13 protein-coding genes and 7 pseudogenes are annotated in these 12,525 nt (G+C 68.9%); 18 read left to right on the top strand and 2 right to left on the bottom strand.

Annotated elements, in window-relative coordinates; genetic code table 11:
* Positions 1–5 precede the first annotated feature (5 nt).
* The 9 genes and pseudogenes from G7085_RS26595 to G7085_RS26550 all read left to right on the top strand — a co-directional run bounded on the left by G7085_RS26595 (position 6) and on the right by G7085_RS26550 (position 3,659).
* Positions 6–299, top strand: coding sequence for a hypothetical protein (locus tag G7085_RS26595; protein ID WP_231979557.1), 294 nt, complete (start codon positions 6–8; stop codon positions 297–299).
* A pseudogene (locus G7085_RS32855) lies at positions 290–592 on the top strand (alpha-xylosidase); the annotation flags it as partial. The gene G7085_RS26595 and the pseudogene G7085_RS32855, both read left to right, overlap by 10 nt.
* Positions 550–1,215: pseudogene (locus G7085_RS32850) on the top strand (TIM-barrel domain-containing protein); the annotation flags it as partial. The pseudogenes G7085_RS32855 and G7085_RS32850, both read left to right, overlap by 43 nt.
* A gap of 98 nt (positions 1,216–1,313) precedes the next feature.
* Positions 1,314–1,669: pseudogene (locus tag G7085_RS35135) on the top strand (TIM-barrel domain-containing protein); the annotation flags it as partial.
* A gap of 45 nt (positions 1,670–1,714) precedes the next feature.
* The gene (locus G7085_RS35130) at positions 1,715–2,101 is read left to right on the top strand and encodes a hypothetical protein (protein WP_408647213.1); all 387 of its coding nucleotides are present in this window, start codon (positions 1,715–1,717) and stop codon (positions 2,099–2,101) included.
* Entirely contained in the window at positions 2,068–2,268 is a 201-nt protein-coding gene (locus tag G7085_RS26575) for a hypothetical protein (RefSeq protein ID WP_231979555.1), read from the top strand. Before G7085_RS35130 ends, G7085_RS26575 begins: the two co-directional genes overlap by 34 nt.
* 1 nt (position 2,269) lies before the next feature.
* Positions 2,270–2,587: a family 1 glycosylhydrolase gene (locus tag G7085_RS26570; RefSeq protein WP_331715700.1), complete on the top strand. Its 318-nt coding sequence runs from the start codon at positions 2,270–2,272 to the stop codon at positions 2,585–2,587.
* Positions 2,550–3,054: pseudogene (locus G7085_RS35125) on the top strand (family 1 glycosylhydrolase). Before G7085_RS26570 ends, G7085_RS35125 begins: the two are co-directional and overlap by 38 nt.
* Positions 3,021–3,659 (top strand): glycoside hydrolase family 1 protein, encoded by a 639-nt coding sequence (locus tag G7085_RS26550; protein ID WP_331716006.1) that lies wholly within the window; start codon positions 3,021–3,023, stop codon positions 3,657–3,659. The pseudogene G7085_RS35125 and the gene G7085_RS26550 overlap by 34 nt, the downstream one beginning before the upstream one ends.
* On the opposite strand, the gene G7085_RS14805 is transcribed toward G7085_RS26550, so the two are convergent.
* The gene (locus G7085_RS14805; RefSeq protein ID WP_197511572.1) at positions 3,568–4,149 is read right to left on the bottom strand and encodes a DMT family transporter; all 582 of its coding nucleotides are present in this window, start codon (positions 4,147–4,149) and stop codon (positions 3,568–3,570) included. The two genes, G7085_RS26550 and G7085_RS14805, sit on opposite strands and share 92 nt — an antisense overlap.
* 94 nt (positions 4,150–4,243) lie before the next feature.
* Positions 4,244–4,555 (bottom strand): hypothetical protein, encoded by a 312-nt coding sequence (locus G7085_RS14800; RefSeq protein ID WP_331715697.1) that lies wholly within the window; start codon positions 4,553–4,555, stop codon positions 4,244–4,246.
* 66 nt (positions 4,556–4,621) lie between these two features.
* On the opposite strand from G7085_RS14800, the gene G7085_RS26545 reads away from it, so the two are divergent.
* From G7085_RS26545 to G7085_RS14765, 9 genes and pseudogenes are all read left to right on the top strand, one after another.
* Positions 4,622–5,212 (top strand): DUF4031 domain-containing protein, encoded by a 591-nt coding sequence (locus G7085_RS26545; RefSeq protein ID WP_231979552.1) that lies wholly within the window; start codon positions 4,622–4,624, stop codon positions 5,210–5,212.
* Positions 5,185–5,523: a hypothetical protein gene (locus tag G7085_RS14790; RefSeq protein ID WP_197511570.1), complete on the top strand. Its 339-nt coding sequence runs from the start codon at positions 5,185–5,187 to the stop codon at positions 5,521–5,523. Before G7085_RS26545 ends, G7085_RS14790 begins: the two co-directional genes overlap by 28 nt.
* 72 nt (positions 5,524–5,595) lie before the next feature.
* On the top strand, positions 5,596–5,862 hold the full coding sequence (locus G7085_RS14785) for a helix-turn-helix domain-containing protein (protein WP_231979551.1): 267 nt from the start codon (positions 5,596–5,598) through the stop codon (positions 5,860–5,862).
* Positions 5,862–6,122, top strand: coding sequence for a hypothetical protein (locus G7085_RS26540; protein ID WP_231979550.1), 261 nt, complete (start codon positions 5,862–5,864; stop codon positions 6,120–6,122). The genes G7085_RS14785 and G7085_RS26540 overlap by 1 nt, the downstream gene beginning before the upstream one ends.
* 58 nt (positions 6,123–6,180) lie before the next feature.
* A pseudogene (locus G7085_RS14780) lies at positions 6,181–7,317 on the top strand (ABC transporter transmembrane domain-containing protein); the annotation flags it as partial.
* A gap of 29 nt (positions 7,318–7,346) precedes the next feature.
* Positions 7,347–7,859 (top strand): ABC transporter ATP-binding protein, encoded by a 513-nt coding sequence (locus G7085_RS32830; RefSeq protein ID WP_331716005.1) that lies wholly within the window; start codon positions 7,347–7,349, stop codon positions 7,857–7,859.
* 121 nt (positions 7,860–7,980) lie between these two features.
* Positions 7,981–9,854 (top strand): annotated as a pseudogene (locus G7085_RS35120) (ABC transporter ATP-binding protein).
* Positions 9,855–9,991: 137 nt separating this feature from the next.
* Positions 9,992–10,852 (top strand): VOC family protein, encoded by an 861-nt coding sequence (locus G7085_RS14770; protein WP_197511568.1) that lies wholly within the window; start codon positions 9,992–9,994, stop codon positions 10,850–10,852.
* A gap of 96 nt (positions 10,853–10,948) precedes the next feature.
* A pseudogene (locus G7085_RS14765) lies at positions 10,949–12,102 on the top strand (PPK2 family polyphosphate kinase).
* Positions 12,103–12,525: the final 423 nt, after the last annotated feature.

Below are 12,525 nucleotides of genomic sequence, written 5' to 3'. Positions count from 1 at the left end.
AGTCCATGAAGTTCACCGACGGCTACTGGGCCATCCGGCCCGAGTACACGGCCCTCTACGCGGTGGAGATCGACGACGTGCGGGCCGACCCGGCCCGCGGCACCCTGACCGTCTACGCGGCCACCGCCGTGATCCGAAGCCGGGGCGACATCCTGAACCGCCCGATGCTGACGATCACGTACTCCTCGCCCGCACCCGGCGTGATCACGACAGAGATCGTCCACCACGCCGGCCGCCCCACGCCAGGGCCCGAGTTCGCCCTGAACCGCGCCGAGGGTTCACACCCGAGATCGAGATAGGTGGAACGGAGGCGGTGCTGCGGTCGGGCGACGTGGAGGTGCGGGTACCGACCGAGGGCCTGTGGGGCGCACGCTACCTCCAGGCCGGGCGCGAGCTCACCACATCGGGGGCCAAGTCCGTCGGTTCCATGACACGGGGAGACGGCACCGAGTTCATCCACGAACAGCTGACGATGGACCCGTCCGAGCGGGTCTACGGGCTCGGCGAGCGGTTCGGCCCGTTCACGAAGAACGGGCAGGTCGTCGACATCTGGAACGAGGACGGCGGCACGGCCAGCGAGCAGGCGTACAAGTCGGTGCCCTTCTACGTGACGAGCAAGGGCTACGGTGTCTTCGTCGACCACCCGGAACTCGTCTCCTACGAGGTGGGCTCCGAGGTCAACACCCGGGTGCAGTTCTCCGTCGGCGGTTCGCGGCTGCGCTACCACCTGATCGGCGGACCGACCCCGAAGGACGCCCTGGCCCGCTACACCGCCCTCACCGGGAGGCCGCCCGGCTCCCCGCCTGGTCGTACGGGCTGTGGCTGTCGACCTCCTTCACCACCGACTACGACGAGGCGACCGTCACCAGCTTCATCGACGGGATGGCCGAGCGGAACCTCCCTCTCTCGGTGTTCCACTTCGACTGTTTCTGGATGCGCGAATACCAGTGGTGCGACTTCGAGTGGGACCCACGCACGTTCCCCGACCCACAGGGGATGCTCGCACGGTTGAAGGCGAAGGGGCTACGGATCTGCGTGTGGATCAACCCGTACATCGGGCAGCGCTCCGCACTGTTCGAGGAGGGCAGCTCGCTCGGCTACCTCGTCCGCACGACCGACGGTGGCGTCTGGCAGTGGGACAAGTGGCAGGCGGGCATGGGGCTGGTCGACTTCACCAACCCGGACGCCGTCGCCTGGTACCGCTCGAAGCTGAAGGCCCTGCTTGACCAGGGCGTCGACGCGTTCAAGACCGACTTCGGCGAACGCATCCCTGTGGACGGCGTCGTCTGGCACGACGGGTCCGACCCGGGCGGATGCACAACTACTACCCGCAGCTGTACAACAGGGCGGTCCACGACCTGCTCGTCGAGGAACGGGGCGAGGGCGAGGCAGTGCTCTTCGCCCGCTCCGCCACCGCGGGTGGCCAGCAGTACCCGTGCATTGGGGCGGCGACTGCGACTCGACGTACCCGTCGATGGCCGAGTCGCTCCGGGGTGGGCTCTCGCTCGCGATGTCCGGCTTCGGCTACTGGAGCCACGACATCGGTGGCTTCGAGGGGGTCCCCGACGCGGGCGTATTCAAGCGCTGGCTTGCGTTCGGGCTGCTCTCATCGCATTCACGCCTGCACGGATCCGGCTCCTACCGGGTGCCGTGGGCCTTCGATGAGGAGGCCGTCGAGCTGACGGCGAGATTCACGCGGCTCAAGCTCTCCCTGATGCCCTACCTGGCCGCGGCCGCCGAGGAGGCCACCGGTGGTGTTCCCATGATGCGGCCGATGGTGCTGGAGTTCCCCGACGACGTCGGGGCGCGCGACGTCGACCTGCAGTACATGCTCGGCCCATCGCTGCTCGTCTCACCCGTGTTCACCGCGTCGGGCCTGGCCGACACCTACCTGCCCGCGGGCGCTGGACGCACCTGCTCGACGGCTCCATCTCGGGAGGCGGCTGGGTCACGCGCAGCTACGGGTTCGACTCGCTCGGGCTCTACGTCCGCCCGGGCACCGTGCTGCCCGTCGGCGCCGTCGACGACACTCCCGAGTACGCCTGGGCCGATGGCGTCACGCTGCGGTTGTTCGAGCTTCCCGACGGCTACGACGAGGTGACCCGCATCGCCGGCGGCACGGGGGCGCCGGCATCGTTCCGGGTGCGTCGCGAGGGCGACACTATCCGGGTGTCAAGCGACGATGCGACCGCACCATGGTCGGTCGAGGTGGTCGGTGGTGGCTCAGTGGAGGCCGACGGCGCCGGTGAGGTCGTGGTTCATGCCTGAGGTGCGATTCTCCCCCGACTTCGTGTTCGGCGCGGCCGCCGCGTCCTATCAGATCGAGGGCGCCGCCGCCGAGGGTGGCCGCACACCGTCGATCTGGGACACCTACTCGCACACGCCGGGGTTGACCGAGTACGGCGACACCGGAGACGTCGCCTGCGACCACTACCACCGCTGGGAGGGCGACGTCGATCACCTCACCCGGCTCGGCGTTGACGCCTACCGGCTGTCGATCTCGTGGTCGCGGGTGCTGCCCCACGGGGGCGACCGGCTCAACCCGAGGGGTGGCGTTCTACCGCGCGCTGCTGACCCGGCTGCGTGAACGCGGCATCGCGCCGGTGGTCACGCTGTACCACTGGGACCTTCCCAGGAACTGGAGGACGCGGGCGGGTGGCCCGTCCGCGCCACGGCCGAGGCATTCGCCCGGTACGCGGCCGCGATGGCCCGCGAACTGGGCGACCTGGTCGAGACGTGGACCACCCTGAACGAGCCGTGGTGCTCCGCCTACCTGGGCTACGCCTCGGGCGTGCACGCCCGGGCCGCACCGAGCCGGCGGCGGCCCTGGCCGCGGTGCACCACCTCAACCTCGCACACGGCCTCGCCGCGCGGGCCATCCGCGAGGTGCTCGGCGCCTCGGCGCGGGAGTCCGTGACGCTGAACCTGCACGTCCTGCGTCCCGCCGACCCCGGCTCTGCGGCCGATCTGGAGGCGGTGCGCCGCATCGACGCCATCGCCAACCGGGCCTTCCTCGGCCCATCCTGGACGGTGCCTACCCTGCCGACCTGCTAGCGGACACTGCCCACATCACCGACTGGGCGTTCGTGCTGCCGGGCGACTCCGAGCTCATCCGGCAGCCCATCGACGTGCTTGGCGTCAACTACTACGCGACAACCATGGTGCGCGGCGCCGTCGGACCCGATGAGACCTCCGACAACTCGGGCCACCGGGAGTCGGAGTCCTCGCCGTGGGTCGGCGCCGACCGCGTCGCGTTCGTGCGCGAGCCCGGCCCGTACACGTCGATGGGGTGGAACATCGCACCTGAGGGCCTGACGACGCTGCTGACAGACCTGCACACCCGCTACCCGGGGCTCCCGCTGATGGTCACGGAGAACGGGGCCGCCTTCGAGGACGAGGTTGCCGACGACGGCTCCGTGCCCGACCCGCTGCGCGTCGACTACCTCGACCGGCACCTGCGGGCCGTCGCCGACGCCGTCGCGCTCGGTGCCGACGTGCGTGGCTACTTCGCCTGGTCGCTCCTGGACAACTTCGAATGGGCCTGGGGGTACTCACGACGCTTCGGCATCATCCGCGTCGACTACGACACCCTCGAACGCACATGGAAGGACTCCGCCCACTGGTACCGGAGGCTGGTGGCGACCAGGTCGCTCCCCTAACCCGGATGCCGCGGCCGGGAGTCGGCGACACCGTCGACGGCCCGACCCGCGCCCTCCACACCCCGCACCCCGACGACGCTGGCGGCCAGCACCAGTGAGCCGCCGAACAGGAGCCGGACGCCGAAGTCCTCTCCCCGAGCAGCACGGCGAACAGGGCGGCGAACACGGGCTCGAGCGTCATCAGCAACCCGGTGCGGGTCGGGGCGATGTGCCGTTGCGCCCACGTCTGCAACACCATCGTGACGATTCCTGCGGCCAGCCCGGTGTATGCGATCGCGCCCCAGGCCGCGGCGACCGGCGGGATGTCGTATCCGCCGGGCGCGCCGGCCACGAGGCAGATCGCTGCGACGGCGATCAACTGCACGACGGCCAGCGCCACGGCGTCCATCCGGCCGGCCCAGCTGCCGAGCGCGACGATGTGGACGGCGTAGATGGCCGCGCTCAGCAGCGTCAGGGCCTCGCCGACGCCGAAGGAGGCCGCCCCGGTCAACCCCAGTACCCGAGCCCGGTCGTGGCGAGGGCCACGGCGACCCAGATGCGCTGCGTCGGTCGGGCCCTCAGCACCAGCCAGGCGACGAGCGGCGTCAGCACCACGTAGACGCTCGTGATGAAGCCGGACACGGAGGCGGCTGTGGTCTGCAGGCCGATGGTCTGCGCGATCTGACCCGCCCGAACAGCGACCCGATGCCCAGCCCGGCGAGCCAGTGTCGCCCACTCAGACGAAGGAGTCGCGGGAGGAACACCACGGCGGGAACCGCGGCGCCGATGGCGAACCTGGCCGCGAGAAAGTCGATCGGGCTCATCAGGGACACGGCATCCTTGATGACGAAGAACGTGGAACCCCAGATGCCGGTGACGAGCAGCAGGGCCACCGTGGCGAGTGAGGACGGGCGCACGGGGCTCCAATCGGTCGGCGGTCCACGGGCCAAGGGTCCCGGCGACCACAGCGTAGAGGAGTTCCCATGGCGATCCTGATCGACCCACCCAGGTGGCCCGCGCACGGCACCCTGTTCGGCCACCTCGTCTCGGATGTCTCTCTCGACGAGCTGCACCACTTCGCCGCGCTCGCCGGGCTGCCGCCACAGGCCTTCGACCACGACCACTACGACGTGCCGTCGCGGCGCTACCCCGCGCTCCTCCAGGCTGGGGCCACCCCGGTGCGCGAACGCGAACTCGTCCGCCGCCTCGTCGACGCGGGCCTCCGGGTGCGGGCGCCCGAGAAGTGGCCGAGCCGCGAACGGGCCGCCGCATCCGCCAGGGCTGACTGGGACTCGCTGGGGCTGCCGGTCGCGCTGCGCGACGACCTCCTCGCCCGGTGGGGCCAACCGCACCGCCACTACCACGACGTCCGCCACCTCGCGAACTGCCTGGAGGCGCTCGACCTGCTGACCGGGGCGACCCGCACGACGCGGCTCGCGGCCTGGTTCCACGACGCCGTCTACCTCGGTCATCCGGGCGACGACGAGGAGAGCTCGGCCACGCTCGCCGAGCGGGCACTCACGCCGCTGCTACCCCTGACGACGTCGTGGAGGTCGCCCGCCTGGTCCGGATGACGACCTGCCACGCTCCGACCGATCCCCAGGCCGCGCTCCTCTCGGACGCCGATCTCTCGGTGCTCGGCCAGGTCCCCGGGCGCTACCACGTCTATCTGCGCGACGTCCGCCTCGACTACGACCACCTCGACGCGGAATCCTGGCGGATCGGCCGGCTGGCCGTGGTCGAGTCGCTCCTCGCGGCCGATCCCCTCTTCCACACCCCCGCGGCCGTGACCTCTGGGGGCCGCCGCCCACGCCAACCTGGAGGCCGAGCGGGAGCGACTCCTGGGCCCGCAGGAAAATTCCTGACCCTGACACTTGGTGAGTGAGTGGTCACTCAGTAAGCTTGCCCGGTGACACGCGCAGCACCCATGCCGCCTGAGCAACGTCGGGCGGCCATCATGGAAGCCACCCTCCCGCTTCTCGAGCAGCACGGCCCGGCCCTGACCACCCGCCAGGTGGCCGAGGCCGCGGGCGTCGCCGAGGGCACCATCTTCCGCGTCTTCGACTCTCTCCAGGACCTGATCCGGGAGACCGCGCTCGCGGGTTCTCACACGAGAAGCTCGCTCTGTCGCTCGACGGCGTCGACCTCGGCGACTCCCTCGACGACAAGACGAGGGCGACACTCGAACTCCTCGCACAGCGCATCCACCGCATCCGCACCCTGATGATGGTGCTCCGCCATGAGCACGCGAAGCCCGACGCGTGCGTAAGGGACGAACTCGACGCCCGCCGCCGCGACCTCACCGCCTGGCTCGCCGAACGGTTCGACGAGCATGCGGACGAGCTCAGCGTCACCCCCACCCAGTACGTGTCCTTCCTGGAACTGCTCGCCACCGGCTCCGCGTTCCACTTCGAGCCGATGCTCGACCACGACACGACCGCCTCATTGGCCCTCCACGGGGCCCTCCGAAAGGAACGCCCTTGATCTCGCGCCTCGCGCGGCTCATCAACCGCTACGTGCGCCCTACTGGGGCTACCTCACCGTGGTGATCGTCCTCCAGACGATCGCCACAGTCACCAGCCTGTACCTACCCACCCTCAACGCCCGCATCATCGATGAGGGTGTCGTGAAGGGCGACACCGACTTCATCTGGGCCACCGGCGGCGTCATGCTGCTGCTGTCAGCGGTGCAGGCGGCGGCCCAGATCGGAGCAGTGTGGGCCGGCGCCAACGCCGCGATGCAGTTCGGACGCGACGTCCGGGCCGCGATCTTCGAGCGGGCGCTCAGCTTCTCCTCGAAGGAGATGAGCAGGTTCGGCGCGCCGAGCCTCATCACCCGCACCACCAACGATGTGCAGCAGGTGCAGATGCTCGTCCTCATGACGTGCGTGATGCTGATCTCCGCGCCCATCACCATGGTGGGTGGCGTCGTCATGGCGTTGCGGGAGGACGCAGGGCTCTCCTGGATCATCCTGGCCGCCGTGATCCTGCTCGGCATCGGCATCGGGTTCATCGTGATGAGGATGGGCCCGCTGTTCCAGACCATGCAGAAGCGCATCGACAAGCTCAACCGGGTGCTGCGCGAGCAGATCACCGGCATCCGAGTGGTGCGCGCCTTCGTCCGTGAGCCCCGCGAGGCTGCCCGCTTCGAGGAGGCCAACTCCGAGCTGGTCTACACCACCACCATGGTCGGGCGCCTGATGGCGTTCCTGTTCCCGTTCGTCACGCTCGTCATGAACCTCTCCACGGTGGGCGTGATGTGGTTCGGTGCCGGCCGCATCGAGTCGGGTGACATCCAGATCGGCCAGCTGACCGCCTTCATCGCGTACCTGATGCAGATCCTGATCTCGGTGATGATGACGACGATGCTACTGATGATCGCGCCGCGCGCCGCCGTCTGCGCCGACCGCATCATGGAGGTGCTCGACACGGAGACCTCGGTCGCCCCACCTGCACATCCCGCGCCCACGCCCGAGGCGGGCGGCCACGTCGAGTTCACCGACGTCAGCTTCTCCTACCCCGGCGCCGAACAGCCGGTGCTGAAGAGCCTCGGGTTCGACCTGCGCCCGGGCCGCACCACCGCGATCATCGGGTCCACCGGTTCAGGCAAGACCACCCTGATCAACCTGATTCCGCGGCTCTTCGACGTCACAGGCGGCACCGTGCTCGTCGACGGTGTCGACGTCCGGTCGTTCGACCCTGACGCCCTGTGGGAGAGGGTCGGCCTCGTGCCCAGAAGCCATACCTGTTCACGGGCACGATCGCCTCCAACCTGCGGTACGGGAAGCCCGACGCGACCGATGAGGAGCTGTGGCACGCCCTCGAGGTGGCGCAGGCCGCCGACTTCGTCCGCGAGAAGGAGGGCCAGCTCGAGGCCTCCATCGCCCAGGGCGGCACCAACGTCTCCGGCGGTCAGCGCCAGAGGCTCGCGATCGCCCGCGCGCTGGTCAAGAAGCCGAAGGTCTACGTGTTCGACGACTCCTTCTCCGCCCTTGACGTCGCCACCGACGCCCGGCTCCGCGCGGCGCTCGCCCCCGAGACGGCGGACGCCTCGGTGCTTGTGGTGGCACAGCGGGTCGCCACCATCACAGAGGCCGACGAGATCCTCGTTCTCGAGGACGGCGAGATCGTCGGCCGCGGCACGCACGAACAACTGCTGGCCACGAACGACACCTACCAGGAGATCGTCTCCTCGCAGCTGAGCGCGGAGGAGGCGGCATGAGCGAAAAGACAACCCCGTCAAGGCGAACGAACGCCCCAAGTACGGCCCGACCCGCGGCGGCGGACCCGGCCACGGCCCCGGCGGAGGCACCGGGGAGAAGGCCGCCAACTTCGGCGTCTCACTGCGTCGCCTCCTGACGCACCTGCGCCCGCAGCGCGTGAGCCTCATCATCGCCATCACGATGGGCGTGCTGTCCGTCGCGCTCGGCGTGGTCGGCCCGAAGATCCTGGGCCGGGCCACCGACCTGATGCTCGCGGGCATCATGGGCAGGCAGCTCGGCACCCAGGTGCCTGCGGGCACCACGAAGGAGCAGCTGCTGGAGCAGCTGGTCGCGAACGGCCAGACAGACCTTGCCGACATGCTGCGCAACCTGGACTTCGTGATCGGTCAGGGCATCGACTTCGGCGCCATCAGCCGGGTGCTTCTCATCGTGCTGGGCCTCTACCTCCTGTCCTTCGCGTTCTCCGCGGTGCAGGGTTGGGTCCTCAACGGCGCCGTGCAGCGCACGATCTACCGGATGCGCCAGGAGGTGTCGGCGAAGCTCGACCGGTTGCCGCTGTCCTACTTCGACCGTCAGGCGCGCGGAGAGGTGCTCAGCCGCGTCACCAACGACATCGACAACGTGTCCCAGACGCTGCAGCAGACGATGTCGCAGCTCCTGAACGCCGTGCTGATGCTCATCGGCGTGCTCGTCATGATGATGTGGATCTCCCGACGCTCGCGCTGGTGGCCCTGCTGTCGGTGCCCGTCGCGATGGTCGTCACCGGCGTCATCGGCAAGCGCTCCCAGAAGCTGTTCGCACAGAACTGGAAGTCGACCGGAGAGCTGAACGCCCACATCGAGGAGGCCTACACCGGCCACTCGCTCGTCAAGGTCTTCGGCCGCCAGCGCGAGGTCGAGGAGGCGTTCGGGAAGCACAACCAGGAGCTGTACAAGGCGGGCTTCGGTGCCCAGTTCATCTCCGGCATCATCATGCCCGTGATGTTCCTGGTCGGGAACCTGAACTACGTGGTGATCGCCGTGATCGGTGGGCTCCGCGTCGCGTCGGGCACCATGAACATCGGCGACGTGCAGGCCTTCATCCAGTATTCGCGGCAGTTCACCCAGCCACTGACCCAGGTCGCCTCGATGGCAAACCTCCTGCAGTCGGGTGTGGCATCCGCCGAGCGGGTCTTCGAACTGCTCGACGCCGAGGAGATGTCGGCCGAACCGACGGGCACGCTCCCCTCGGAGATCCAGGGCCGCATCGAGTTCCAGGACGTCGCGTTCTCCTACTCGGCCGATCAGCCCCTGATCCGAGGCCTGGACCTGTTGGCCCACCCCGGTCAGACCGTCGCCATCGTCGGCCCCACCGGAGCGGGCAAGACCACGCTCGTGAACCTGCTGATGCGGTTCTACGACCTGGACGGCGGCAGGATCATGATCGACGGCACCGACATCGCGGGCGTCCCCCGCAGCGTCGTGCGCTCCAACATCGGCATGGTGCTGCAGGACACCTGGTTGTTCGGCGGCACGCTCCGCGAGAACATCGCATACGGCCGGGAGGGTGCCACGGAGGAAGAGATCATGGAGGCCGCCCGGGCCACGTTCGTGGACCGGTTCGTGCACTCGTTGCCCGACGGCTACGACACCGTGATCGACGAGGAGGGATCGAACGTCTCCGCCGGTGAGAAGCAGTTGCTGACGATCGCGCGGGCGTTCCTTGCCGATCCGAGCATCCTGATCCTCGACGAGGCGACGAGCTCGGTCGACACCCGTACCGAGCTGCTGGTGCAGAAGGCCATGTCGGCGCTCCGCTCCGGGCGCACGTCGTTCGTGATCGCGCACCGCCTCTCAACGATCCGCGACGCCGACCTCATCCTCGTGATGGAGAACGGCGCGATCGTGGAGCAGGGAAACCACCACGAGCTGCTCGCCAGGCACGGCGCGTACTTCGACCTCTACCAGTCGCAGTTCTCGTCGGCCGTCGACGAGTTGGACGACCAGGCCAGCTGAGCGGAGGACCGACCCCGATCGGTCACGGAGATGGGACGCCCGCGGAAACCGCGGGGCGTCCCCTTGCTTCCGGGACACCCTCGACCTAATATGGTTGAAGCTTCAATACTTGACGCTACAAGTTTTTGGGAGGGACCATGGCCAACGACAACCTCGCGGGCGACACCCGGATGGGACGGCTCGAGCTGCGCGTTGCCGACATGGCACGCCAGCTCGCCTTCTACACCGAGGGCGTCGGGCTGCGGCCGCTGAGTGACGAGTCCGGATCCGTCACGCTCGGCCACGGCACCAGGCCGATCGTGCGGCTCACCGAGTCCCGGGATCTGCGCCCCGCCCGCCGCGGCGAGGCAGGGCTGTTCCATACCGCCGTCGTCTACGACGACCCGCGGGCCCTCGCCTCCACCCTGGTGAGCATGTACACGAGGTTCCCCGAGACCCACGCCGGCACCGGAGACCATCTCGTCTCGGAGGCGTTCTACTTCACCGACCCCGAGGGCAACGGTGTGGAGCTGTACCGCGACCGGCCCCGCTCCGAGTGGCGGTGGGTTGACGGCCAGGTGCAGATGGACACCCTCTACATTGATCCCGCGGCCTTCGTGAACCGGGAGCTCGGCGGGATCGACCCGACCTCTCTGCCGGAGACGGAGGCCTCGCTCGGGCACGTCCACCTGCAGGTGGGCGACGTCGATTCGGCGCGCGACTTCTACGTCCGCGCCCTCGGCTTCGACGAGACCTTCGCGTTCCCAGGCAGCGCCCTGTTCGTGTCCGCAGGCGGCTATCACCACCACATGGCGATGAACGTGTGGAACTCCCGCGGCGCCGGCCCGCGCTCCAGGACCCTCGGCATGGGCGTGGTCGACATCCTCGTGCCCACCGCCGAGGAGTTGGGGAGGGCGGATGAGCGGCTGAGGTTTGCCGGCTTCGTCCCCACATTCGACGGGCAGACCCTCGGGGTGCTCGACCCCTGGAACAACGAGATCCGCCTCACCGTCGGCTGATCCGGGGGCGCACCGGGAATCGGAGAATCGGACGGAAACCCTCGGTGGCGCCGCGGCACGCGGATAGACTCATGCCGCAAGATTGAAGGGACGAAGATGTCTGATCTGTGGACCGCCGACCCCCGCGATGCCCTGCGCGTCACGGAGGGCTTCGACCTCACCTCCTTCGACCGGAGGTCCACCCCCGGGTTCACCGGCGACAAGGTAGCCGCGGCCGCCCTGATGTCGGAGCGGGGCAGGTTGTTGGGCGAGCTGCAGGAGCGCCTCTACGCCGACGGGCGGTCGGGCGGCTCCCGCAGCGTACTCGTGGTGGTCCAGGGCATCGACACCGCAGGCAAGGGCGGCATCGCCCGGCATGTGATGGGCATGGTCGACCCCCAGGGCGTCGCGCTCAGAAGCTTCGGGGTCCCCACCGAGGAGGAGCGCAGGCACCACTACCTGTGGCGCATCGAGAACGCCCTCCCCGGCCGGGTCTGATCGGCCTCTTCGACCGCTCCCACTACGAGGATGTGCTCGTGGTGCGGGTCGACAACCTCGTCCCGCGCGACGTGTGGGAGCCCCGATTCGAGGAGATCAACGAGTGGGAGAAGCGGCTCGTCGACGACGGCACCATTGTGTTGAAGTTCGCGATGATGGTGTCCCACGACGAGCAGGCCACGCGGCTCATGGAGCGGATCGACCGCCCCGACAAGCGCTGGAAGTACTCGTCCAGTGACATCCCGGCGAGGTTGAAGTGGGACGGGTACCAGGAGGCGTACGCGGACGTGTTCCGGCGCACCTCGACCGACCATGCACCCTGGTACGTGCTCCCGGCCGACCGGAAGTGGTACCCGCGGCTCGCCGTCACCGAGATTCTCACCCGGACCCTGATCGAGATGGACCTGCGCTGGCCGAAGCCCGACTGGAGGCCCGAGGAGGAGCGGCGCAGGCTCGCGGCGACGATGACGCCGGAGGTGCTCGCCGCTTCGCTCGCGGAGACGCGGGTCGTGGTGCAGGAGGCGATCGACGCCAGCGTCGACGTGAACCTCGAGGCGGCGCAGTTGATCGACGCCCACGCCGACAAGACAACCCGGAAGACGGCGGCGGAGGTGATCGCGGCGAAGCGCTCCGAGCTGGAGGCCGATCTCGCGGCGACGCTGGCCGACAAGCGGGCGCTCCTCGAAGAGGTCGCTCCGGCGCTCGCCGCCGAGACGGTTGAGGTCGCTCCGGCGAAGAAGTCGAAGAAGTCCGCGAAGAAGGCGAAGAAGTAGTAGGAGGGGACGCAAGAAGCCCGACCACAGCAGGAAGCCCGGCCCCAGCAGAAGACAAGAAGCGCTGGTTGCGTACCTGCCCATCGACGGGAGTGGTTTCGACACGGGCGACGACTCGTACCTCGCCGCCGGCCCGGCTCAACCGACTGCTGATGGCCGACCCCGACGATCACCGTGGCCCGGGCAAGAAGCCGACCACAGCAAGAAGCCCGGGCACAGCAGGAACCCCCGGTACCCTCCCGAGAGGAACCCGGCCCCAGCAGTCGGTTGAGCCGGCCCCGCGCGAAGCGCCGGGCCGTGTCGAAATCACTCCCGACACGGTGCAGAGACCCGGCCACAGCAGAAGACAAGAAGCTCTGGTTGAGTAGCTGCCCATCGACGGGAGTGGCTTCGACACGGGCGACGACTCGTACCTCGCCGCCG

It is taken from the genome of Tessaracoccus coleopterorum (genome assembly GCF_011174705.1).
GTDB lineage: Bacteria > Actinomycetota > Actinomycetes > Propionibacteriales > Propionibacteriaceae > Arachnia > Arachnia coleopterorum.
Note: the sequence above shows the minus strand (reverse complement) of the source record. Positions and strands in the feature narration are given on the sequence as shown.